Source organism: Brucella tritici, assembly GCF_902825325.1.
Classification (GTDB): Bacteria; Pseudomonadota; Alphaproteobacteria; order Rhizobiales; family Rhizobiaceae; genus Brucella.
Genome location: NZ_CADEAR010000005.1, coordinates 118,430 through 141,025, shown reverse-complemented (window position 1 = coordinate 141,025; position 22,596 = coordinate 118,430). Strand labels below are relative to the sequence as shown.

Here is a 22,596-nt window from a genome sequence, read left to right as displayed (position 1 = left end):
TCACTTTGCACCGTCTGAGGGCCATCATGCCGGATATTGTCAATGCAGTTCTCATCGGCCCCAGGGGCATTCTTCTTGGGCGCCGCAGCCCGGATCGTCGCGCCTATCCAAACCGGTGGAGTTTTCCGGGTGGTCATGTTGAAGCGGGCGAGAGCTTTGAAAGCGCGCTCCAACGGGAAATCCACGAGGAGCTCGGATTAACGCTTCGCGCATTTTCGTTTCTCGCCACCATAAAAGCGGTAGATCCGGTCGCGTCATTCCACCTCTTTACCGTTAACGGCTGGGACGGCCATCCCACCATTCGCGACCGGGAGCACACGGAACTGCGATGGTTTACGCCAGCGGAAGCCTGTGCACTGGATGACCTTGCTTTGGAGGAATACCGACCATTGTTTGACAAACTGGATGGCATTGCAGCCATCCTCTGATCGGACTGTACTGAAATCGATTTCTCGATCCAAGCCAACAAAAAACGCCGCCCTTTTGAGGCGGCGTTTCTCTGAAACTATGTGAGGCGGGATTAGTTCAGGTTCGACTTGACCTGCGACAGAGCATCCTTGAACAGGTTGCCTGCGACCTTCGTGTCTACCTTGTCCGCAACGATCTTGCCGGCTGCGGCGACTGCGAGGTCAACTGCCGAAGCACGAACTGCGTTGATGGCATCGACTTCAGCCGTTGCGATCTTCTGTTCGGCCAGCTTGTTGCGGCGTGCAACATATTCTTCCGTCGCGCGCTTGGCATCTTCGAGAAGTGCCTTGGCTTCACGTTCGGCAGAAGCAACGATGTCGCTTGCTTCCTTTTCGGCTTCCTTGCGCTTGCGATGATACTCGGCCAGCAGTTGCTGGGCTTCTTCGCGAAGCGTGCGTGCTTCTTCCAGTTCGTTCTTGATACGATCAGCACGCTCGTCGAGCGAACGACCGACCATGCCCGGAACCTTCAGGTAAGCCAGGATTGCCAGGAAGATAATGAGGCCAATCAGTGCCCAGAATGTAGCGTCCATTGTCCTCTCCTCAGGCGTTCGAAGCCTTGACGGCTGCTGTTACCGAAGCTTTGTCGGCCTTGGTGCCCAGAAGCTGTTCGACGATCTCTGCCGTGGTTTCCTCGGCAATGTTGCCGACGTCGCTCATGGCCTTGGTCTTGATCGCGGCGATACGTTCTTCGGCTTCCTTGAGCTTGCCTTCAAGTGCTGCTTCAGCTGCAGCGCGTTCTGCGTCAGCTTCGCCCTTGCCCTTTTCACGAGCGGCTTCGGCGATCGAAGCAGCCTTGGTGCGGGCCTGGGTCAGTTCCTGCTCATAGGCAGCAATAGCGTTGTCGGCGTCCTGCTTGAGGCGGGCTGCCTGCTCGAGATCCTGAGCGATACGATCGCGACGGGTTTCGATCACGCCACCGATGCGCGGCAGAACCACGCGCGACATGAACAGATAGAAAAGCCCGAAGGTGATCGCGAGCCACAGGAGCTGCGAAGCATAATGGGTGGAATCAAACGGCGGGAATACGCCGCTGCCGTGTCCGGCATCGTTGGCGACCCCGGTCTCGGTGTGCACAGCATCGGCTGCGCCGTGCTCGCCAGCAGCAGGTGCCGGCTGCGATTCGGTGGCGGTTTGGGCAAACGCCGTGGACACGAACATCCAGATTTCCCCTTTAATCCAGCACGATCTGATCCAGATGGAGAAGGATCATGCCTTACTCAGACGTCATATGCAAAGGCCAGCCGCGCTGCATTTCAAGATACAGATCGCGGCAGGCCAGTTCCTTGCGACCGTTGATTAGACGGCGAAGAGGAGCAGAAGCGCGATGAGCAGCGAGAAGATGCCCAGAGCTTCCGTAACGGCGAAACCGAACACCAGACGGCCGAACTGGCTGTCAGCAGCGGACGGGTTGCGCAGAGCGCCGGAGAGGTATTGGCCAAAGATATTGCCGAGGCCGAGAGCCGTACCGGCCATACCGAAACAGGCGAGACCGGCGCCGATGTACTTTGCTGCTTCCGCTTCCATGTTAAGCTCCTTCTGGATTGAATATAAGCGCGGATTTCAGTTCTGGCGGTCGCCCGCCGGCTTGAACTCAGTGTCCCGGATGTACTGCGTCGTTGATGTACATGCAGGTGAGAACGGTAAACACGTAGGCCTGCAGGAAGGCTACGAGGAATTCGAGTGCGGTGATCGCAACCGTCATGATGAGCGGCAGAACCGCGCCGCCGATGCCGATGGGCCCAAGTGCGGCCAGCGAAACGACGAAGCCTGCGAAGACTTTCAGCGTGATGTGGCCAGCAAGCATGTTCGCAAAGAGACGAACCGAGAGGCTGATCGGACGCGACAGGAACGAGATGATTTCAATGGCGACAACCAGCGGCACGATAATGCCCGGAACGCCGCTCGGCACGAACAGCTTGAGGAAGCCGAAACCGTGCTTGAAGAAACCGTAGATAATGACCGTGGCGATAACCAGCACGGCGAGCGCGAAGGTTACGATGATCTGGCTGGTAACCGTATAGAAATACGGAAAAAGACCGAGGAAGTTGGCAACCAGCACGAACATGAACAGCGAGAAGACGAAGGGGAAGAACTTCATGCCCTTCGACCCTGCTGAATCTCTCAGACTGGTGGCCACGAACTCGTAAGCCATTTCCGAAACTGACTGCAGACGGGTCGGGATGAGACCACGGCCCGAAGAAGTCAGATAGAGGAAACCCGAAGCGAGCACGACGGTTGCGACCATGAAGGCCGAAACATTCGTGAACGAAAGGTCCACACCGCCTACGTCGATGGGAATCCACCGGGAAACCTGGAACTGATGGATCGGATCGTTCGCCACCTTAACCTCGTCTGTCTTCCCTGCCCGAAGGCAATTTGGCCTGCCCGAAGGCGATTTGGTCTGCCCGAAGGCGTTTCAGTCTCGGGCGCAAGGCCCGTTTGATCACTTACACTTGAACGAACTTTACCGTGAAGCCCTTCAAGTCCTATTTCTTGTCGCTCTTTTCCACGCTAGATTTAATGTTGCCCTGTTCGGCAACATATCCAGCGGAACGAAGCACGTTGAGGACGCCCGCACCGAAGCCCAGAAGGAGAAATACGATCAATCCCCAGGGCGACGTACCGGCGACACGATCAATGAACCAGCCAATCAGCGCTCCGACCACAACCCCTGCGATGAACTCGCTGGAAATCTTCATGGCCTGCGCGACCGAACTTGCAGTCGCCGATCGTTCCTCCTCGGAAGCCGGTTGCTTGAGTACACCCTTCTTGGCCAGTTCGGCCTCCAGGCGATTCAAACGCTGATCCAGCTCCCCGGAACCGGGTTCGTTCTTCGCATCCTTGATGCCACCGGATGGCTTTCCGGGTTCGGTCCCGCGCGCCATTGGCAGCTCCTTTTTTCAAGAAATACGAGGATTTCAATCCCATTTCCAAGTTGCGCGCAACATATTGACACGCCGTCCGCTAGTCAAGGCGGTGCAGGCATTGGTCCAGAAGGTTTTTTATCCAACAAACTCAAATAGTTAGATATTAGTGCGACTCATTTTCCGACCAAAGGATCAGATTGGTCACATTATTGGCTAAAAAAACGGAATCGATTTTGAACGGTCACACCCTGTTCGGGTGAGGATGAAAGCCGGCCTTATGCGCCTGCTTGGCCTTTTAGTCCGCTAACAAAAACGTGAGTTGAAACCGGTCGACCCTGCTATTGCGTGAGAACACAGCAATCAGCTCCACCCGCCGCCATAGGTGCGGTAGAAAACGTGGAGACCGATCTTCGTGACCTTCTTCATGGTCGGAGCCCAGAACGGGCGAACATAGGTCGCATGGTAATGCGTGGCGGAACCGACTTCCGGCAGCCAAATCTGACCAGCGGAAACCGTCTTCGCGACCTGCTGCGCCATGCGCCATTGCGGCATTTCGGTCACGCGGTGCTTCTGGCCATCGCAGGCAAAGGAAAACTGGCAGGCATTGAGCCAGTCACGATTCTGGTAGACCACGCCGCAGATCGAACCCGGATAGGCGGGGTTGCGCACGCGGTTGAGGACAACCTGAGCGACAGCAACCTGCCCCTTTACCGTTTCGCCGCGCGCTTCATAATAGACGGCCTCCGCAAGACACTTCTGCTCGCTCTGGCTGAAAGCGGAAGGCGGCAACGGTGTTGCTGCCCATTCATGGTCCTTCTCGCCGATCGGCGGCACGAAGCGGCCTTCGTCCGGCTGGGGCTTCAAAATGCTCTCGAAAGGCGATGTCTTGCCATAGTCCGGCGTCGCAGGCGCATAACCAAGGGCCAGCGCATCCGGCTGGTCATTGGTAATGAGCTTGGCAAGCTGGGTCGGCATTTCGGAGCGTGGCTTTGGCGGCTTGACCGCGTGGAATGCCATTGTGATGGCGACTTCCTTGCCTTCGAGCTTGCTGGAGAAGGCCATTTTCGCGTCCGTCTTTTCCGGCGGACGCGTGATCATGCTGATCTTCTCGAACATGCTGCCGGCAGTGAAGGCCTTGGCGGGTGCCTTGGGCTTGACTGAGACGAGACGGCCTGTCTTGTCGGCACGATTGATGCGGTTTTCATCCGGGTTCGGATCATCCGGACCGAGCTTGGCCGTCTTTTTGCCTCCGGACAGCGCGACACGACCGATGCCCGGCACTTCAATACCGTTTGTCGCTATGCTGCCCGTTACGGTCGTCGCATCCACGAACGGCATTTCAGCCTGATGCACAGAGCCGACCGGCGCCTTGGCAACGAAGGCGGTCCAGCGATGCGACCCCAGATCCGCCGACGGCACCAGGCTTGCCATATCCTGAAAGGCGATCGCATTGGAGTTGAAGAGATATGTCATGGCTGCCAGAACCAGCGGCACCAGGCGATGCGGCTTATGAACTGTCTGGCGTGGCTTTGCCCTTACCGCGTAATAGCGGCCCTCTTCCGGGCAATAGCCCGTGACAGGGTAATGCCACACCGGCTCGGCAACGGCCTTCCTTCGACCAAACAGCGCTCGTAAAGATACAAGACGCACCGCACACTCCACTCACACTGACTAAACTGATGCGGCGATAACGGAGTATTAACCTTGTCCATCGGGTGGAGGACGCGCTTGCAGCTCTGGCTAATACAGTCATTATCAGCAGCGCGTTAACCATGAACGAATATGGTTAATGCAGGGTTTAAGCTCATTCGGCTTCACGAATGCCGGATAGCTATGGAGAGGGAGTTGCGTCATGGATAAGGTCACAGGTGGATGCCTGTGCGGCAGTGTCCGCTTTGAAGCGTCGGGGCGGCCATATCGGGTCGGCATCTGCCATTGCCTCGATTGTCGCAAGCATCATGGAGCCCTGTTTCACGCTTCGGCGATATTCCCTGAAACTGCGGTTACGGTTGAGGGGGAAACCCGCGACTATGCGGGACGTCATTTTTGTCCTCGTTGTGGCTCTCCTGTTTTCGGACGCAGCGCGGATGAAATCGAGGTCAATCTCGGCTCGCTCGATACGCCGGATCAGTTCAAACCGACATATGAACTCTGGATGATCCGTCGCGAATCCTGGTTGCCGCCCTTCCCCGGCATGAAAGGCTACGGGCGTGACCGCGATGGGTCGAACCGTTTTGAGGATTAGAGCGCATCCCGAAAAGGGTGAAACGGTTTTCGGAAAAGATGCGCGGTTCAAAACAAAGGATTAGAGCGCCTTTTCTTTCGTGACAGCCGTTCTATTTGCGATAATGATATTGGTCTTCAAAGCTTCTGGGAGGGAACTTATGCGGGGATTGAAGCTCGGGATTATCGGAGTGGTTTTCAGTTCTTTTGCGGCTATTGCCACGGCGCAGGCCGATGACTGCCAGAACGCCAGTTCGCAGGCCGCACTCAATGAATGTTTTGGCAATGCCTACAAGAAATCTGATGCCGAGTTGAACAAGCTCTTCAAGACCTTGCAGCGCCGCGCCGACGATGCCGACCTGAAGAAAAAGCTGGTGCAGTCGCAACGGGCGTGGATCGCCTTCCGCGATGCCGAATGCGACATGCAGACTTTCGGCGGCGGCAGTATAGTGGGCACATCCTATCCTATCTGCCTGTCCGGCCTAACAACACAGCGCATCAATGATCTCAAGGGTTATCTCAAATGCGACGAAGGGGACAGCAACTGCCCCTTCCCTGCTGCGAGTAACTAGACCTGCTCTATAATTATCAGGCTCGGCTCTCATAGGCGGCATCGAAGAATGCCTTCTCCAGTTCGACCGCTCGCCGGAAGAACTGCTGGCATTGTTCCGTCGTTGCCGGGCCGACCCTGTCGAGTTCCGAGCGCAGGAAACCAACGAACTCCACAAAATATGGATTGTCGTGCAGCACGATCCATTCCGCGAAAATGAAATCGTCGGGCAGAGGCTTTGGCGCTTTTTCAGCCCAGTCAAGATAAAGCCATTCGGCAACCGTCAGCACCGACAGGCAGGCCGCATAGGAGCCGGATCGCGCAGCCTCCAACATCAGCTCCTTGAATGCGGCGGTTGGCGCTGCATCGGGCGTATCGAAACGCTCGGCGTCGGAAACTGCGAGTTTTGCAAAAGCCCGTTCGAAATAGGAATTCTCGTCGCTGCTGATCATGCCTATGAAACGGCCCAATGTCAGCTTGGCTTCCATCCGGTCGCAATTGACGAGCGTTCCGCCCAGCAGTGACAGAAAGCAGTCGATAAAGCGATGATCCTGCACCAGATAGCGCGTCATGACATCGGGCGCGACCGTACCCGCATGGATTTCACTGACAAGGCGATGGCCGACGGCTTGCGACCAGAATGGTTCGGCGCTCTGACGAAGATTATCAGTAAAACGTCCGGCTTTGGCATCACTTGGCATGGAAAGACCGACTCCTTGCTATTTTCACGGCCGGACCTTATCGGGGCTATCCAGCATCGGCAATGCGCATGTCAAAATCCCCTTATGCATCGGCGGCAGATTGGTTATGCTGCTGAAATGAGGTGACATTTTTCTGAGGGGAACGATGAACACACACTTTTCGCCAGCCCGCGCCGCTCTGCTGCTTTCTGTTGCGATGGCTCTTCCTGCAGGGAGCGCCTTTGCCAAACCTGCCTGTGACGGCGTGACGACGACACTGACCAAGCAACAGAAATCCGACTACAGGTCTCTCATCGCGCAAAGCCTCGGCAAGAAAGTCAAACCGGCTTCCGTCAACATTGAGAGCTTCATGCAATATGGCAACTGGTCCGTCGTCTATGCGGATGTCCCGGTGGCCGATCCCGGCTATTTCTTTTTCGACCTTTCCGGCAAATCACCCAAACTGAAGGACGTCTGGGGCGGGATGGCTGAAAGAAGCGAGATACCCGATCTGGTCAAATGGGCGGAAAAGCTCGGCGCCAACAAGCAAATTGCCGCCTGTTTTGCCGATACGGCAACCGCTTCTTAAGTTCGAGAAACCTACACTCGACTTTCACTGACTTAATTGACGCCAGTGTCCGTAAGATGATTGACGGAGCAACGCACATTTGCCACCGACTCATCACGCAATTTTTGAATCCAAGGTATAATTATAATGCAGTTTACCAAGGCATTTATAGTTGGCCTTGCAGGCGCCATCAGCGGCCTCCTTGCATGCAATACCGCCACAGCAGAACTCATGAACCTGCGCGTGAGTAGCACATCCATGATGCCCGTCTTTGGGCCAGGCGATGTCGTCGCGGCAACCAGCTATAGACCACAGGAAAAGATCGAGCGCGGCGATCTCGTCGTCTATACTGTTGACTACCTTTCGAAGGAATTGTTCGGCGATGTACCGGTCAAAGCTGAATTCCTCGGGCGAGTGATCGGACTGCCCGGTGAAACGGTCAAAATCGAGAACGGAATACCGCTCATCAACGGAAAAGCGCTCGAAACAACGGAGATCACATCAACAATTGATGATGGTTGCCCGGAAGAAACCGTGTCGAGTTCTTATTATAAGTGCCGTTTCGTGCGCGAGACGACACCGGAAGGCAAGAGCTATGTTCTTCTGGATACCGTCGATCATGGCGTTATTGACAACGTCGAGGAGAAGGCACTTGCTCGCGACCAATATTATATCATGGGAGACAATCGCGATAATGCGAACGATAGCCGAGGAAAGTATGTCGGCCTCGTATCGAAAGACCGGATCAAGGGCAAGATTCGTATGGTGTCTGCGTCAGTCCGCAAGCCGGACCGGCAGTGGCGATTGGAAGGTTTTCCAGGCTTGGAGTGAACCATTCTCCAACCACACTTAATCCTGCTTCACAGACCAGCGGTCGATATCAGCGCTCTGTCCGATCAATGCGAGACCGTTGGCGATGGAATCGAACTGGTTCGAGCTTGTTACGACGGCATCGGGGAAGCGGTTTTCAAACACGGTGCGGATAACCGGCACGAAAGATGTGCCGCCGGTGAGGAAAACACGGTCGATAGACGACGTTTCCAGCTCCGCTTTATCCACCGCCTGCTGCACCGACTGCTCGATCTGGTGCACATCGTCCGCGATCCAGTTTTCGAAATCATTGCGTGTGATGTCGGAACGGATTTCGAAGTCGTCGGCCTTGAAGTGCAGTTCCGACATGCGCTGTGAGGAGAGACGCACCTTGAGGTCCGAAACGGCGCGGTAGATTTCATAGCCGTAATCGTTCTCGATCAAGTTGATGAAATGTTCGAGCGGCTTCGGATCGACCGCTTGCCGGGCCAGTTCGTCCAGATCGCGAATGGTCGCCGGAGAGTTCATCAGGAACAGCGTGTTCCAGCGCGCAAAATTTGCATAATAATGGTTCGGTATGGTCAGCCTTTTGCCGAAAGACTGGTATTCGGTACCCTTTCCGAGAAGCGGCGAAACGGCATTGTCGATGATGCGATAGTCGAACGTATCGCCCGCAATGCCAAGACCCGTCTGGCTGAGCGGTGTGAAGCTGAGGCCATGCTTGCCCACTTCGAAGCGCACGATGGAAAAGTCGCTCGTACCGCCGCCGAAGTCGGCCACCAGAACGGTGGATGCAGCTTTCAGTTCCTGTGCATAGAAATAAGCGGCAGCAACCGGCTCATAGACGTAGTGAATATCGGTGAAGCCGAACGCCCGGAATGCCTTTTCATAGCGCTGCATGGCCAGTGCTTCATCCGGTGAAGCGCCTGCAAAGATCACCGGCCTGCCGATGACCACGCGATTGCCCTTTGGCGGCAGACGGTCGCCCAGCCGCGCGGCAACCGTTTCGAGGAAAGTCGTCAGAATATCCTCGAATTTGAACCGCTTGCCGAAAACCGGCGTATCGGTGAAGGATTTCGATGCCGCGAACGTCTTGAACGATTGCAACATGCGCGTGGAATGCGGCGCGTTGACGAATGCGTCCATCGCCCAAGGCCCGCTTTCAACGGTGCGCTCCCCGGTTTCGCGATCCTGCCAGAAGCAAAGGATCGAGCGATAACCGGTAATGTCGATCCCATCCTTCGGCACACTCAAAACCGCTGTCGTGCCGTCAGGCGCTGCAACAGAAATAACCGTATTGGTCGTGCCAAAATCGATGCCCAATGTCACGCCGTCAAAACGGCTCTGAACAGCCTTCGTCATCACTGCACCTTTTTGGAGAAAACCGGAGAGCGGGCGAATTAGCAGTCGCCGAAGGCAAGCTCAACCCGAAAGTACCAAATTAAGTGCTGGTTGTGATCACGATCGCGATCATCGGCGCCCAGATGAGAAAAATTTTGGGTCGCGCAAATGTTAATGAAGGTCTTTAAAGTTTACATGAATTTTGTTTTCGGCCTGTTAGGTTTCTGCGCCGCATCTGGAGTGGTTCGTCTTTCACTCACATCCCCTGAACTGCTCCGCTTATTTGTTTTCACCGTCTTCGCAATGCCGGATGTTTTGCATTCGGTTTCGCTATGTTCAAGTTCACCCAACAGATGAAAGCGATACTCATGGCGTTTCTCTCACGTACGGTTCTTGCCACGCTCCTCCTTTCGGCCGGTGCGCTTCCCCACGCTGCAAATGCTCAGGAGACGGCCAGCCAGCCGATAGCCAGCGGCTATCACAGCAGCGGCCAGGCCACCGCAGAAGTGAGCGGTGTCGTGGCCGACGGCGACAAGCTGACGGTCAAGGTTCGCTTCATCAACGCCAGGGAAGGCGGAAGTGTTTCCACGACGCTTTACACCGCGCTGTCGGACGAGGACTACGAGAATGACTACTATCTCCTCGCGGGCGACAAGAAATACCTTCTGCTGAAAGATTCCGAAGGCAAGCCGCTCGCTCCAGCGTCGGTTTCCCTGTTCGGTACGGGCCATGTCGTCGGTGTATGGCACGGCGTCTTCCCTGCTCCACCGAAGGGCCAGAAGGTGACGCTCTATATCAAGGGCGTCGAGCCGCTTGGACCGTTCGCCGTTCCCGCCGAATAGGGGCTGGCCATGACCAGTAAGATCATAGGCAGCATCGCTTTAGGGCTTGCCGTGCTCTGCCTGCCGTCCATTGCGGCAGCGCAGAATACAAGCACCGACAACAGCGCTTATATTCGCGACCTCGTGCCCGAAATCCGTGATCTGGTTTCGGCATCGGGCAGCACTGATGGCAAGGCGCGTGGCCTGTCCGGTGCGGCACAGGAGATTGTCGAGAAGAGTGGCAATATCACCATGCGCGAAACCGATGACAGCATCGTCCTTTCCGTGACGAGCGATATTCTGTTCGATTTCGACAGCGCCAAACTGACTGGCAAGGCCAAGGCAACGCTGACCGATATTGCCAGAATACTGGAAAGCATGCCGGATTCCGCCGTCCGCGTGGTGGGCCATACGGATTCCAAGGGGTCCGACAACTACAACGACAAACTGTCGAAAAACCGTGCCAATGCGGTCGCGAAGTTTCTCATGAACAATGGTGTTCAATCGGCACGGCTGAAACCGGAAGGGCACGGCGAAAGCGAACCTGTCGCGCCCAACGAAATCAAGGGCAAGGACAATCCCGACGGGCGGGCGCAGAACCGGCGTGTCGAATTTGTAATGCCGAAAGCCTAGGGGGCTGGCCCCATACCGAACGCAACTTCCGGCATCACGCCGGAAGTCTGCAATTTCTGCCCCAGATATATTAGTAATATCTTATTTTCATGAGGCGTTGACGCCCTAGTTCACGATTGCCGGCCCCGGCATCAACCACAATTAGGAAACCGTCTCATGAGCACAAAACCAACGATCGTCCTCGCGCATGGTTTTTGGGGAGGAGCTGCCCATTGGAGCAAGACCATCCTCGCACTTTCCCGAATGGGACATGACAAGATAAGAGCCGTGGAGATGCCCCTGACGTCGCTTGCCGACGATGCTGAACGTTTGCGCAAGATGACAGCACAACAGGACGGCCCTGTCATTCTGGTTGGCCATTCCTATGGCGGTGCGGTCATTACACAGGCAGGCGATCTGCCCAATGTGGTGGGTCTGGTTTACATCGCAGCCTTTGCACCTGATGCGGGCGAAAGCCCCGGCGGCATCAGCCAAGAACATCCGCCTGCGGCAATCGCCAACCTCGCGCCCGACAGCGACGGCTATCTCTGGATCAAATACGATAAGTTTCGCGAGAGTTTCTGCCAGGATCTGAGCGCCGACGAAGCTCTGGTCATGGCAACCACGCAGAAAGCTCCCATCGCCAATACATTCGGTGACGCGATCACAGCACCAGCCTGGAAGAAGAAGCCAACCTGGTATCAGATATCAACTCAGGACCATATGATCGCGCCGGAGAACCAGAAGCGGATGGCTGAGCGCATGAACCCGCGCAAGACCATCACACTGGATGCAAGTCATGCCTCGCTTGCATCAAGACCCGACGAGGTCGCGGGATTGATCGTCGAGGCCGCAAACAGCGTCTCGTGATCACCGAAAAGAGAAAGCCCGGAGCAATCCGGGCTTTCTCTGTGTCAGCTTATTTCTTTTTCTTCGCTCGGCCTGCGAACGGATTGTCCGAGGTGCGCAAAGAAAGCCTTATCGGCACGCCCGGCATGTCGAAGGTTTCACGCAGACCGTTGATGAGATAGCGCACATAGGATTGCGGCATCGCATCGGGGCGCGAGCAGGACACGACAAAGCCCGGCGGACGGGTCTTCACCTGCGTCATATACTTGACCTTGAGGCGGCGCCCAGAAACTGCCGGTGGCGGCTGGTGCGCGATGACGCCTGCCAGCCAGCGGTTGAGACGCCCGGTCGAAACGCGGCGGTTCCAGATTTCGTGGGTCTTGACGACATTCTCCATGAGCTTGTCGATACCCTGACCACGCTCACCGGAAATCGGCACGGCGCGAAGCCCGCGCACCTGTGGCAGCAGGCGGGCCGTCTTTTCGTAAAGATCGGCAAGAACCATCTGGCGGTCCTCGATCAGATCCCATTTGTTGAACGCGATGATCGGCGCACGGCCTTCACGGATGATGAGATCGGCAATCTGCAGATCCTGTTTTTCAAACGGGATCGTCGCATCGAGCACGATGATGACGACTTCCGCAAAACGGATCGCACGCAGGCCGTCAGCAACCGAGAGCTTTTCGAGCTTTTCCTGCACGCGCGACTTGCGGCGCAGACCAGCGGTATCGAACAGCTTGATCTTGCGGCCACGCCATTCCCAATCCACCGAGATCGAGTCACGGGTAATGCCTGCTTCCGGTCCCGTCAGCAGGCGGTCTTCACCGAGCATCGTATTGATGAGCGTCGACTTGCCAGCATTGGGTCGGCCAACAATGGCGATCCGTAGCGGCTTGGTCGCATCATAGGCCGGGATTTCTTCTTCGTCCGGGTCTTCGACGTCGTCGCCGATCAGTTCACCGACAGCCTTCGGCGTGAAAACCTCGTCTGCGGCTTCCTCTTCCTTCTCATCGGCAAAGACGCGCTCTTCGCCCAGGAGTTCGACAATGGCGTCGCGCAAATCGGGCATGCCCTGACCGTGTTCGGCAGAGATCGGGCACGGTTCGCCAAGGCCAAGCTGGAAAGCGTCATACATGCCGGACTGTGCGCCGCGCGCTTCCGCCTTGTTGGCGACCAGCACAACCGGCTTGCCGGAACGGCGCACCACTTCCGCAAAGGTGCTGTCAGTCGGCGTCAGGCCATTCTTGGCATCGACCACGAAAAGGATCACGTCGGCTTCCTGAATGGCAGCCTCGGTTTGCGCGCGCATGCGCGCTTCCAGGCTGTCATTGGCAGCTTCTTCAAGACCTGCCGTGTCGATGACCTGAAACTTCAAATCGTAGAGCTTGGCATCGTGGATGCGCCGGTCACGCGTGACGCCCGGCAGGTCATCGACCAGCGCCAGCTTGCGGCCGACAAGGCGATTGAACAGCGTGGACTTGCCGACATTGGGACGCCCGACGATGGCGACTGTGAAACCCATGGGAGAAGATAACTCCAGAAACCAGAGCGGTTCCGCTTTCAACCGAAACGTGGAACCGCTCTATTTATTTATCTTGACGCGCATCTTGCCCGAAAACCGCTTCGCACTTTTCGGGATGCGCTTTGATTTTCCCGCGCATCTTATCCGAAAACCGCTTCGCACTTTTCGGGATGCGCTTGTTTTATTATGTGCTTTGCGCGTCAGGCACCTTGACGCCTGCGCTGCGCATCAGATCGAGCATCGTATTGGAACGCTGGCGAATGTTGGCCGGAGCAAGATTGTCATTGGCGATCTGCTGGAACAGCTTGACCGCATCATCGAACCGCTCAGCCTTCCAAGCAGCAAGTCCCAACGCTTCACGCGCACTTGAACGCATCGGATTGCCGTCTGCGGAAAGCGTTTCGACGCGCTTGGCGACATCGTCATAGGAACCGCTGTCGACCAGCAGATAGCCGGCACGCAGGCGAGCCACGTCGCGAAGCGGTGCAGGCACGGCGTTGTCGGCGGCGACGTCATCGAAAGCCTTCACGGCACCGGCGGCATCGCCCTTGTCCGCGAGAACCGATGCGGCGCGAAGACGTGCCAGAACCGGATAGGAGCCGTAGCCGGTCTTCTCCAAATCGTCGAGCGCGGTCAGCGCTTCGTCGTTCTTGCCTTCCGAGGCGAGGTCCAGTGCGGCAAGGAACTTGTCACCGGAAGCGGAAGCCTTGCTGTCGACCCAGTGCTGATAGCCGACCCAGCCAGCCGTTCCCAGAACAACGGCCACAGCAGCGCCGATCAATGCCGGACCGAAATTCCGCCAGATCTGCTTTGCCCGTTCCGAACGGATTTCCTCGTTTACCTCGCGAATGAAACTGTCGTCTGCCATGGACCTGCCACTAAAGCCAAATTGATGTTCGTATTTGTTCGTTCTGGCGCTTTTAGTCGCATTTCGCGCCATATGTAAGACCCGTCTGCGAAATAAGCCGAAACACGTGTCACAAAGTGCATTTCGGTCCGACAATAGCCTTATTCAAGAACTAGTGGAACTGTTCCTCCCCCGCTTCGTTTCGTGATTCATGCGCTTTCTGTCCCCCCGCCCCCTTCTTCTCTCCGCCTTGGTTCTGGCCACCTGCACTGCACAGGCAGAACCAATGTCCGCAAAGCCGCAATATGTGCTGATTTCCTTCGATGGTGCACATGACAATGCGCTCTGGACCCGCTCGCGCGAGCTGGCGAAGAAGAACAACGCCCATTTCACCTATTTCCTCTCCTGCGTCTTCCTGATGACCAAGCAGGACCGGCGCGATTACAAGCCGCCTCACAAGCGGGCGGGTTCGTCCAATGTTGGCTTTGCGCTGAGCCGCAACGAAGTCGTCGCCCGCCTTGGCAATATCTGGCAGGCGCATCTGGAAGGAAACGAGATCGCAAGCCATGGCTGCGGCCATTTTGACGGCACCGACTGGTCTACCGCCGACTGGGATAAGGAAATCAAGGAGTTCCGCCGCATTACCGCAGACGCCTACAAGAATAACGGCATCGACGGTGAGCCTGAAGGCTGGCGCGATATGGCGCTGAAGGGCATCGACGGTTTCCGCGCGCCCTATCTTGCCGCATCGAAGCCGGTGCAGGATGCGCTCAAGGCAAACGGGTTCCGCTATCAGGCGTCCTCCATCACGCGCGGCCCCGAAGAGCCGACCCTTGCCGGTCAGTTTGCTTCTTTCGGATTGCCTCTTGTTCCGGAAGGCCCGTCACAGCGTCCTATCGTGGCGATGGACTATAATCTCTATGTCCGCCACTCGAAGGGCAAGGAAGCGCCACAGCAATCCGCCGCTTTCGAGGAACGGGCCTATAAGGCTTTCCGGACGGCATTCGACAAGCAATATGCGGGCGAACGTAACCCGCTTCAACTCGGCTTCCATTTCGTGCTGATGAATGACGGCGCCTATTGGCGCGCCATGGAACGGCTCGTAACGGAAGTTTGCACCAAGCCCGACGTCAAATGCACCACCTACAGCGATTATCTGGACAGTCTCGACAGGGACACTGTCCATAAGGACCAGAGCAGATCCTGACCTTATGTCGAAGGGGTTGATTCCAGATTTGCCTGATCGAGCGACGGCAGCGGCTCGTCGCGGATAACCGCCTCAAAGGCCCTCAGACGCTTGTAGATCGACAGCAACTCAATGATCGTGGTCCATGAATTGACGAGATACTGGAACGATCCCTGCACCTGCGAGAAGACATTGCTGATCTGGTTCATCAGACCGAGCGTCAGCTTGCCCGCCACGATCGACGGGACCAGGATCAGGGTCGGGAAAATATTGTCGGCCTGAATGTAGAAAATGCGGGCCACGTTGAAATAGACATAGTGGAAATAGAGCCGGAAATAATTGTGCCGGACATTGCGGAACAGTTCGCCGAGCGTGATCGGCTCCGCGCGATCCGCATGATCCTCACCATAGACCAGCTCCTTGCGGTAGGCCGCCTCGACACGCTGATTGTTGAATTCCAATCCCGGCAGTTTGATACCGACCAGCGCCAGAAATCCGGTGCCGAAAGCTGCCCAGAAAATCGCCGCCACGACCAGCGCGTGCGGCACCATGCCAACCACCGGCAGCTCGCTGACCTTCTCCGAGAAGCTGAACAGGACCGGCAGAAAGGCGATCAGCGTCATCACCGATTTGACGAGGCTGACACCAAGCTGTTCCAGCGTCGTGGAAAAGCGCATCGTGTCTTCCTGCACGCGCTGGGCTGCACCTTCGATGGAACGCAGTTTCGGCCAGTGGCTGACATAGTATTCGTTCATCGCCGAACGCCAGCGGAAGATATAGTGGCTGACGAAGAACAGGCTCAGAACGCCGACCGTCACGCCGATAAAGGCAATCTCGGCGAAGGTGACCATGCCCCAGTAGAAATCGGAGGCGCTGACGGCTCCGGGCGATGTCAGTGCCTTTTGGACCAGATCGTAGAACGGTCCGTACCAGGCGTTGACCGCCACGCTGACCTGCACGCCGAAATAGGTGGTGAACAGGATCAGGGCTGATCCAAGTATCGACCAGCGCTGCCATGGGTGCGATGAAAACCACGCCCAGAACAGGTAGAAGGCGAACGTCACCACCGCGAAATAGACATAGAACCAGAGAAACGGCGCCGACCAGAAAAGGCTCGCACCAATAATCGGCGCGGCATCATGTGCTAAAGGTGGCAGACCGAATATGGCGCCCAGCCCTTCGCCACCGTTATACCAGCCAGCGATTGCCAGCAGGCTCCAGATGAGTGCGGACCAGAAGAAGATTTTCGGGCGAGGGAAGAATGACACAAACACGGAATTTCAGTCCAACTTCGTGAGGATTTTCCTCATAAGAAGCCTGTCTTCGTGCCTTTACCAGTTAAATTCCTGTAAGGTTTCAACCTTGCGATCTTGTCGCACGCCCTGCCATGATGCCAAGCACTGCGACGACCACCAGCGAAAGCGCTGCGGCCAGACTTGCCGAAGTGAACGAACCGGAGCGCTGCGCCATGAAGCCCGCAACCAGCGGGCCGACAATCTGGCCGATGCTGAAACAGACCGTCATCCGCGCCAAAGCGCGTTTTGGCGAAGCCGGTGCAAGCGTGCGGGCGATCTGCAATCCGAACGCCGTCAACGCCATGAAAGTGATGCCCAGAAGCGCACCCCCCACCAAGGGCCCCAGCGGCGGCGCCAGAACCACGCTCGCGGCAACGCCGACGGCCTCCAGAATGGCCGTCAGGGCAAATGCGTTGAAGAGGCCGAACTTCTTCGCAGCCGGTGCCCACAGCCAGATCGAGGGCGCGGCCGTCAGGCCGGTCACCACCCACACGGCCGCTTCCATCAGTGGGCCGCCATCGGTTGCGCGCACGATTGCAATGAGGAAGGTGGCCGTGATCACATAGCCAAAGCCGAAAATTCCATAGGCCAGCGCCAGCGCGTTGAAGGCGAAGCTCTTGGGAAGCGGCGGTTCACGCGTGCCGCTGTTGCCACCGACCGGCCCTTCCCTGACGAAAGCCGCAACCAGAACAACCATGACGATGGTCAGAACTGCAGCACCGATCCAGTCGGCCCGCCAGTCAAGTCCGGCAAAACGGATCAGCGCCACCAGAACGGCAGAAAGTGCAATGCCGCTGCCGACGCCGCCGAAATGCAGGGCTCCAAGCCCGGCTCTTTCCGCCGCCGTGACATGGCTCAGCACGATTGCCGTGCAAAGGATCATCGTCACCGCACTGATGAAACCTGCAGCAAAACGGATGATGGAGAACAGCCAGACACCGTCAAAAAGCGCCATGGCAGCGCATAGCAATCCGCTGATGATCAGGCCTACAATGACGCTTGCCCGTTCGATGCCCGCAGACCATCCATAACCGGCAACAATCGCTCCCAGCAAGTAGCCGATATAGTTTGCCGATGCGATGAAACCTGCATCGGCGGCCGTGAAGCCGACATCAGCCATCATTCCCGGCAGGATCGGCGTGTAGATGAAACGCCCGATCCCCATGGCAGCAGCCATGGCCAGAAAACCGCCGAAAGCATAACGGACGGCAGTGCGGTGTTGTGAAGATACAGGCTTGGTCATTTCCAGGGAGGTCTCGGTCATTGGCGGGAAAATATACCTCAATCATCCGGGGACAATTGAATTTTTCTGATCGGACCGATCACACGGATTGAGGCTGAAACTGTCCCTCAGCACGTTAGAGCCGTCTCGATCTGATTGAATCAGATCGGCGCGTCTCAACTGTTTGTTTTAACGCGCATCTGATCCGAAAACCGTTTCACACTTTTCGGGATGCGCTCTAACACTAACCACAGAGTTGGGTTTGAACTCCGCCAAAGCAGACCTACAATAGATTTGCTACACTTTCTTGATGGAGGATCAGGATGAATAGAACAGGACTATCCGTTTGTCTGTTGACCGCCGTTACGATCACCGCCACAGGGGCAGTTCAGGCGCAGGAACTGAAGACGATGGACGATGTCGGCAGCGCGCTGAACGCCTGCTGGTCTCCGCCTTCAGGCAGTAAAAATTCCGCCGTTACTCTCAGTTTCAGCTTCAAGCGAGACGGAAGCCTGATAGGACCGCCGCGTGCCAGCGCGATCAACGTTCAGGGCGATGACAAGGCCAAAAAGGCATTCGTAAACGCTGCAATCGAAGCGGTCGAAAAATGCACGCCGCTGAACCTTGCGCCCTCACTCGCGCAGGGTATCGGCGGGAATGTCTTCACCATGCAGTTTCATTCATCTGATTAAACAAGACGTCGGCCTTCAAATAAGGTCTTGCGAATCACATAAGCGCGTGCTTATGTGATGACATGAATGAGAACGATATATTCAACGATGTATTCAGGGCACTTGCCGACCCGACCCGCCGGATGATTTTCGAGAAGCTGGCATCGGGCAGCATGAATGCCAGTGCGCTACGCGAAGGCATGGAGATCAGCCAGCCTGCCATGTCACAGCATCTGGCGGTGTTGCGCGGTGCAGGACTGGTGCGTGAGGAACGTGAGGGACGCTTCGTCAATTACGAGGTCGACCCGCACGGACTGACGCTCATCGCGAACTGGCTTGCGAAATATCGCGCCTACTGGCCGGAACGTATCGACGCTCTCAAAACCTTGCTGAAGGATATGGACCAATGACCGACCGGCAGGAAGAACCACGCGAAAATGGCATCAAGCTTGAATATGAGCTGGATGCCACGCCGCAGAAAGTTTGGCGCGCAATCAGCATTCCGGAGTTTCGCGAAAACTGGCTTCCATCCGAGGCTTTGGCCGATCCGGAGCCTGCATCCTGCAAGCCCGGTGAGGAAATAAGCTACCGGATGCGGGAAAGCGAACCGCCCTTTCTGGAAAGTATGGTCACGTTCCGCATTGTACCGGGCATTTCCGGCGGCACCTTTCTGCGCGTCATCCATGAGCTGAACGACACGCGTCTGAAGCGCACTACGGCAGTTGCCGCCAACAACAACCGGGCGCCGATGATGCGCGCAGCCTGACCGCCTAAAGCGTTTTCAGAAAACAGGGCCGCTGGAACCGCTCTATCTATTTGTTTTTACGCATGTCTTTATCCCGAAACCGGTTCCGACTTTCGGGAGACATGCTCTAACACACCAAATTTCTGGAAGAGAGGAGTTCGCCGATGCGCGAAACGATGCAACTCGTCCCTATGGTCGTGGAACAGTCGAGCCGTGGCGAAAGATCATTCGATATCTATTCACGCCTGCTGCGCGAACGGATCATCTTTCTCAATGGCGAAGTGAACGACACCGTGTCCGCACTTATCTGCGCGCAATTGCTGTTTCTGGAAGCGGAAAATTCCAAACAGCCGATCAATCTCTATATCAATTCGCCGGGCGGCGTTGTGACCAGCGGCCTCGCGATCTATGACACGATGCGCTATGTCCGTGCGCCCGTGCACACGCTTTGCATGGGGACGGCCCGCTCGATGGGCTCCTTCCTGCTGATGGCCGGTGAGCCCGGTCATCGCGCTGCCCTTCCCAACGCAAACCTGCTTGTTCACCAGCCTTCCGGCGGATTTCAGGGGCAGGCATCGGACATCTTCATCCATGCAGAGGAAGCGCAACGAACCAAGCGGCTGATGACGCGTCTTTATGCCGAACATTGCGGTCGCACCTATGAAGAGGTGGAACGCGCGCTCGACCGCGATAATTTCATGACTGCTGAAGCAGGCCTCGAATGGGGCTTGATCGACCGCATTCTGGAACGGCGGGAAGTCTCTCCGGCGTGATCTAAAACCGTTAAAGAGACTATCTAGTTCTTCGCAAAAGGTACCCTCGTGAAACCTCCGAGAATAGCTGGGATCACAGCCTCCCAAATGAATTGAAAACTAGCTAAGCAGCTGTTACTCCGTAGTTAGTTTTTTGGGGGGCTTAGTATGAAAAATTTGATTCTTTTAACCGCGTGTGCCGTAGCGCTTTCCGCATGTGCAACTACCAATGAAATGCCGCTCGCACCCAACGTGGTGCGCCTGGATACACAAGCATCTGGCGCACTATTTGCTGGCTCAGCGGGGCGCATTACAATGAAACGTGCAGCTCAAGCAACGCTGAATAGAGGTTACACTCATTTCCGCCTTGAGCAGGCCAGCACCTCGCAAGGCAGACAGTTAGTTGGCGTTAATAGCTGGAACAACGGTACGTTTTCCGCAAACACATATGGGAGTTCCACATATGGAAGCTATAATAGTTCAGGATCAGCAATGCCTGTATATGCCCCTACGGCAAATGTCGGTGTCACAGTAATCATGTTTCGAAAAGGCGATGCAGGTGCAAGAGGCGCCTGGGATGCGGCAGAAGTATTGAAAAAAGAGGGAAACGTCTAAAAGGAAAACACTCCCGATGGACGGCGTTGTTGATCACCAGCTGCGCACATCTGAAAGTTATATTATAAATCGATGGTGACGAGCGGCGATCTGTCAATACCTGACGAAGCGACAAAGGCTCTGACCGTTTTGCGGGAAAGTCTGGGGCAATCTTTGCAGGCCGTGTATCTGCACGGCTCTGCCGTAAATGGCGGACTTCGCCCCAATAGCGACGTCGATCTGCTGGTGGTCAGCAACCAGCCTCTCACATTGGAAACCGGCGCGCGTCTCGTCGGCAAGCTTATGCAGATATCAGGTCGGCATCCGGCCAAACCCGGCACGCCCAGATGTCTGGAAGTGATGATTTTTCTAGGACAGGATCTCACCGCACTCAGCTATCCCGCGCGCTGTGCATTCATCTATGGAGAATGGTTGCGCGACGAGTTCGAGGCCGGAACCGTGCCGCAACCGCACACTGATCCAGAATACACATTGGTGCTCGCGCAAGCCGGTCAGGAGGCCGTAAGCCTCGTGGGCCCGGCGCGGGAACACCTTCTGCCACCGGTGCCGCTTGACGATGTGCGACGGGCAATTGCTGACGCCTTGCCCGGCCTGCTTGGCAATCTTCAGGGTGACGAGCGCAATGTGCTGCTGACGCTTGCGCGCATGTGGTACACGCTCGAAACTGGAAATTTTACCCCGAAAGATGCAGCTGCCGCATGGGCCCTGTCGCTGGTTTCATCCGAAACCGCCTCTGCCCTTGCGCTTGGGCAGGCGGCCTATCGTGGTGCAGTTTTTGACGACTGGCAGAACCACCCCAAGCTTGCCCGACGAGCGGCGGATGAACTGGCGCATCACGTGCGGTCGCTTCTCTGAAAATCGTCAAGCTGCGGCTTCGTCCTGCTTTTGCTGCCGTTTGGGCACGGGAAGACTGTCCGGAATATCGGAATGCAGGAAATGCAAAAGCGTGTCCTGAACCGACGATAGCCGGTGCGCGCAATCACGCCAGCCGAAGGGAATATCCTTTGGCATGGGAGGAATCCGGCTTGGCTCCTGCCCTTCCTCAAGCTCGCAATTGGCAATGACCACCTGCAAGGCTTCCGTCAGCCAGAGCGGCGGCGGCGCCTCCTTCTTTCGCAGTGCATTGCCCAGCGCCTCCCCGAACAGCAGCGCCGATGCGTAAAGACGGATGCCGCGCCGGTCGTACCGGCCCGCCATTTCCGTAACCTCACGCGCCACCAGCCGCCCGCGCAGCGACCAGCGGGCATTGCTGCGCGCCAATGCGATACCGTCGCCAAGCGCGATCACCGCCCGGTGGGCGGATGTGAACTGATTGATCGCGCTTTGTGCCCGCACGGGATCCTGTTTTTCGAGTGCTACAGCCGATTGCTTGAGCCCGTTTGCGAGACGGTCGAGCAAGCCGCGAACAGCCCTGTCGATCAGAAGTACCGGGCTTGGCGTCATCAATATCTGGCTGAACAGCAAGCCCACACCGGCACCGACCAGAACGTCGATCAACCGCGTCACACCTGCAACCTGCGGCCCCATGGCGAGAACCAGAATCGCCGAAACGCCCGACTGGATAGCAATTGCCGGAGCCATGCCGAAAGAGGTCGCCAGAACCATGGCAACGAAGGTCACTATGCTTGTGTGGAAGACCGGGACGGTTTCCGGCAAGAGCAGAGAAAGCTCGCCGACCAGAACACCGGTCGTGACGCCGACCATCACCCCTATCGCCTGCTTGCCATGGTTGGGCAGGTTCGGTGCCAGGCAGATCACGGCCGTGACCATGGCAAAGACGGGTTTTGGCTGCCCCAGAGCCAGTTGGCAGATCAACCATGCGACACCGCCTGCGAAGGAAGCGATGAGGGAATCGCGCCAGCTCGCAGACCATTGCTGGACAACCTTATTTGCGCGCTGCCGCATCGATTTCTCCATCAGCTTATCGGCAGCTATCTATGGCAGCGTTTT

28 protein-coding genes are annotated in these 22,596 nt (G+C 56.7%); 15 read left to right on the top strand and 13 right to left on the bottom strand.

What is annotated here, in order from left to right; all coding sequences use genetic code 11:
* The first annotated feature begins 26 nt into the window (after window positions 1-26).
* Window positions 27-428, top strand: a complete 402-nt coding sequence (locus tag HWX93_RS09020) for an NUDIX domain-containing protein (protein WP_176037171.1) — start codon at window positions 27-29, stop codon at window positions 426-428.
* A gap of 92 nt (window positions 429-520) precedes the next feature.
* On the opposite strand, the gene HWX93_RS09015 is transcribed toward HWX93_RS09020, so the two are convergent.
* The 6 genes from HWX93_RS09015 to HWX93_RS08990 all read right to left on the bottom strand — a co-directional run bounded on the left by HWX93_RS09015 (window position 521) and on the right by HWX93_RS08990 (window position 4,987).
* On the bottom strand, window positions 521-1,000 hold the full coding sequence (locus HWX93_RS09015; RefSeq protein WP_176037170.1) for a F0F1 ATP synthase subunit B: 480 nt from the start codon (window positions 998-1,000) through the stop codon (window positions 521-523).
* A gap of 10 nt (window positions 1,001-1,010) precedes the next feature.
* Window positions 1,011-1,628, bottom strand: coding sequence for a F0F1 ATP synthase subunit B (locus HWX93_RS09010; RefSeq protein WP_109986118.1), 618 nt, complete (start codon window positions 1,626-1,628; stop codon window positions 1,011-1,013).
* Window positions 1,629-1,766: 138 nt separating this feature from the next.
* Window positions 1,767-1,994: a F0F1 ATP synthase subunit C gene (locus HWX93_RS09005; protein WP_002963544.1), complete on the bottom strand. Its 228-nt coding sequence runs from the start codon at window positions 1,992-1,994 to the stop codon at window positions 1,767-1,769.
* A 67-nt stretch (window positions 1,995-2,061) separates the two neighbouring features.
* A complete protein-coding gene (locus tag HWX93_RS09000) occupies window positions 2,062-2,811 on the bottom strand; it encodes a F0F1 ATP synthase subunit A (protein WP_104756471.1) in 750 nt (249 codons plus the stop codon).
* Between the two features lie 145 nt (window positions 2,812-2,956).
* Window positions 2,957-3,355, bottom strand: a complete 399-nt coding sequence (locus HWX93_RS08995) for an AtpZ/AtpI family protein (protein WP_176037169.1) — start codon at window positions 3,353-3,355, stop codon at window positions 2,957-2,959.
* A gap of 342 nt (window positions 3,356-3,697) precedes the next feature.
* Window positions 3,698-4,987, bottom strand: coding sequence for a cell wall hydrolase (locus HWX93_RS08990; RefSeq protein WP_176037168.1), 1,290 nt, complete (start codon window positions 4,985-4,987; stop codon window positions 3,698-3,700).
* Window positions 4,988-5,189: 202 nt separating this feature from the next.
* Between HWX93_RS08990 and HWX93_RS08985 the strand changes: the two genes are divergently transcribed.
* Window positions 5,190-5,582 carry a GFA family protein gene (locus HWX93_RS08985; protein WP_176037167.1) on the top strand — a complete coding sequence of 131 codons (393 nt, stop codon included), beginning with the start codon at window positions 5,190-5,192 and terminating at the stop codon, window positions 5,580-5,582.
* 139 nt (window positions 5,583-5,721) lie between these two features.
* Entirely contained in the window at window positions 5,722-6,132 is a 411-nt protein-coding gene (locus HWX93_RS08980) for a lysozyme inhibitor LprI family protein (RefSeq protein WP_176037166.1), read from the top strand.
* Between the two features lie 16 nt (window positions 6,133-6,148).
* On the opposite strand, the gene HWX93_RS08975 is transcribed toward HWX93_RS08980, so the two are convergent.
* On the bottom strand, window positions 6,149-6,811 hold the full coding sequence (locus tag HWX93_RS08975) for a TenA family protein (RefSeq protein ID WP_176037165.1): 663 nt from the start codon (window positions 6,809-6,811) through the stop codon (window positions 6,149-6,151).
* Between the two features lie 145 nt (window positions 6,812-6,956).
* On the opposite strand from HWX93_RS08975, the gene HWX93_RS08970 reads away from it, so the two are divergent.
* Window positions 6,957-7,379: a hypothetical protein gene (locus HWX93_RS08970; protein ID WP_176037164.1), complete on the top strand. Its 423-nt coding sequence runs from the start codon at window positions 6,957-6,959 to the stop codon at window positions 7,377-7,379.
* A gap of 126 nt (window positions 7,380-7,505) precedes the next feature.
* Window positions 7,506-8,189 (top strand): signal peptidase I, encoded by a 684-nt coding sequence (lepB, locus tag HWX93_RS08965; protein WP_176037163.1) that lies wholly within the window; start codon window positions 7,506-7,508, stop codon window positions 8,187-8,189.
* Window positions 8,190-8,207: 18 nt separating this feature from the next.
* On the opposite strand, the gene HWX93_RS08960 is transcribed toward lepB, so the two are convergent.
* Window positions 8,208-9,530, bottom strand: a complete 1,323-nt coding sequence (locus tag HWX93_RS08960; protein WP_176037162.1) for an Hsp70 family protein — start codon at window positions 9,528-9,530, stop codon at window positions 8,208-8,210.
* Between the two features lie 347 nt (window positions 9,531-9,877).
* On the opposite strand from HWX93_RS08960, the gene HWX93_RS08955 reads away from it, so the two are divergent.
* The 3 genes from HWX93_RS08955 to HWX93_RS08945 all read left to right on the top strand — a co-directional run bounded on the left by HWX93_RS08955 (window position 9,878) and on the right by HWX93_RS08945 (window position 11,812).
* Window positions 9,878-10,351, top strand: coding sequence for a hypothetical protein (locus HWX93_RS08955; RefSeq protein ID WP_235969088.1), 474 nt, complete (start codon window positions 9,878-9,880; stop codon window positions 10,349-10,351).
* A gap of 9 nt (window positions 10,352-10,360) precedes the next feature.
* A complete protein-coding gene (locus tag HWX93_RS08950; RefSeq protein WP_176037161.1) occupies window positions 10,361-10,963 on the top strand; it encodes an OmpA family protein in 603 nt (200 codons plus the stop codon).
* 156 nt (window positions 10,964-11,119) lie between these two features.
* The gene (locus tag HWX93_RS08945) at window positions 11,120-11,812 is read left to right on the top strand and encodes an alpha/beta hydrolase (protein ID WP_176037160.1); all 693 of its coding nucleotides are present in this window, start codon (window positions 11,120-11,122) and stop codon (window positions 11,810-11,812) included.
* Window positions 11,813-11,861: 49 nt separating this feature from the next.
* Here the strand turns inward: HWX93_RS08945 and der are convergent, their stop codons facing one another.
* Both der and HWX93_RS08935 read right to left on the bottom strand, forming a co-directional pair.
* Entirely contained in the window at window positions 11,862-13,313 is a 1,452-nt protein-coding gene (gene der / locus HWX93_RS08940; protein ID WP_109986108.1) for a ribosome biogenesis GTPase Der, read from the bottom strand.
* Window positions 13,314-13,497: 184 nt separating this feature from the next.
* Window positions 13,498-14,181 (bottom strand): tetratricopeptide repeat protein, encoded by a 684-nt coding sequence (locus HWX93_RS08935; RefSeq protein ID WP_109986107.1) that lies wholly within the window; start codon window positions 14,179-14,181, stop codon window positions 13,498-13,500.
* A 190-nt stretch (window positions 14,182-14,371) separates the two neighbouring features.
* On the opposite strand from HWX93_RS08935, the gene HWX93_RS08930 reads away from it, so the two are divergent.
* Window positions 14,372-15,367, top strand: coding sequence for a polysaccharide deacetylase family protein (locus HWX93_RS08930; protein WP_176037159.1), 996 nt, complete (start codon window positions 14,372-14,374; stop codon window positions 15,365-15,367).
* A gap of 2 nt (window positions 15,368-15,369) precedes the next feature.
* On the opposite strand, the gene sbmA is transcribed toward HWX93_RS08930, so the two are convergent.
* Window positions 15,370-16,620, bottom strand: coding sequence for a peptide antibiotic transporter SbmA (gene sbmA / locus HWX93_RS08925; protein ID WP_176037158.1), 1,251 nt, complete (start codon window positions 16,618-16,620; stop codon window positions 15,370-15,372).
* An 82-nt stretch (window positions 16,621-16,702) separates the two neighbouring features.
* Window positions 16,703-17,884, bottom strand: coding sequence for a YbfB/YjiJ family MFS transporter (locus HWX93_RS08920; protein WP_109986270.1), 1,182 nt, complete (start codon window positions 17,882-17,884; stop codon window positions 16,703-16,705).
* Between the two features lie 302 nt (window positions 17,885-18,186).
* Between HWX93_RS08920 and HWX93_RS08915 the strand changes: the two genes are divergently transcribed.
* From HWX93_RS08915 to ant(9)-Ic, 6 genes are all read left to right on the top strand, one after another.
* Complete coding sequence (locus HWX93_RS08915) at window positions 18,187-18,555, top strand: hypothetical protein (protein WP_109986104.1); 369 nt, start codon at window positions 18,187-18,189, stop codon at window positions 18,553-18,555.
* 62 nt (window positions 18,556-18,617) lie between these two features.
* Complete coding sequence (locus HWX93_RS08910; RefSeq protein ID WP_176037157.1) at window positions 18,618-18,944, top strand: ArsR/SmtB family transcription factor; 327 nt, start codon at window positions 18,618-18,620, stop codon at window positions 18,942-18,944.
* The gene (locus HWX93_RS08905; RefSeq protein WP_109986102.1) at window positions 18,941-19,300 is read left to right on the top strand and encodes an SRPBCC family protein; all 360 of its coding nucleotides are present in this window, start codon (window positions 18,941-18,943) and stop codon (window positions 19,298-19,300) included. The genes HWX93_RS08910 and HWX93_RS08905 overlap by 4 nt, the downstream gene beginning before the upstream one ends.
* A gap of 143 nt (window positions 19,301-19,443) precedes the next feature.
* Window positions 19,444-20,052 carry an ATP-dependent Clp protease proteolytic subunit gene (locus HWX93_RS08900; RefSeq protein WP_109986101.1) on the top strand — a complete coding sequence of 203 codons (609 nt, stop codon included), beginning with the start codon at window positions 19,444-19,446 and terminating at the stop codon, window positions 20,050-20,052.
* 147 nt (window positions 20,053-20,199) lie between these two features.
* Window positions 20,200-20,646: a hypothetical protein gene (locus tag HWX93_RS08895; protein ID WP_109986100.1), complete on the top strand. Its 447-nt coding sequence runs from the start codon at window positions 20,200-20,202 to the stop codon at window positions 20,644-20,646.
* A gap of 72 nt (window positions 20,647-20,718) precedes the next feature.
* The gene (gene ant(9)-Ic, locus HWX93_RS08890; protein WP_176037156.1) at window positions 20,719-21,501 is read left to right on the top strand and encodes an aminoglycoside nucleotidyltransferase ANT(9)-Ic; all 783 of its coding nucleotides are present in this window, start codon (window positions 20,719-20,721) and stop codon (window positions 21,499-21,501) included.
* A 6-nt stretch (window positions 21,502-21,507) separates the two neighbouring features.
* Here the strand turns inward: ant(9)-Ic and HWX93_RS08885 are convergent, their stop codons facing one another.
* The gene (locus HWX93_RS08885) at window positions 21,508-22,551 is read right to left on the bottom strand and encodes an FUSC family protein (protein ID WP_176037155.1); all 1,044 of its coding nucleotides are present in this window, start codon (window positions 22,549-22,551) and stop codon (window positions 21,508-21,510) included.
* Window positions 22,552-22,596 lie beyond the last annotated feature (45 nt).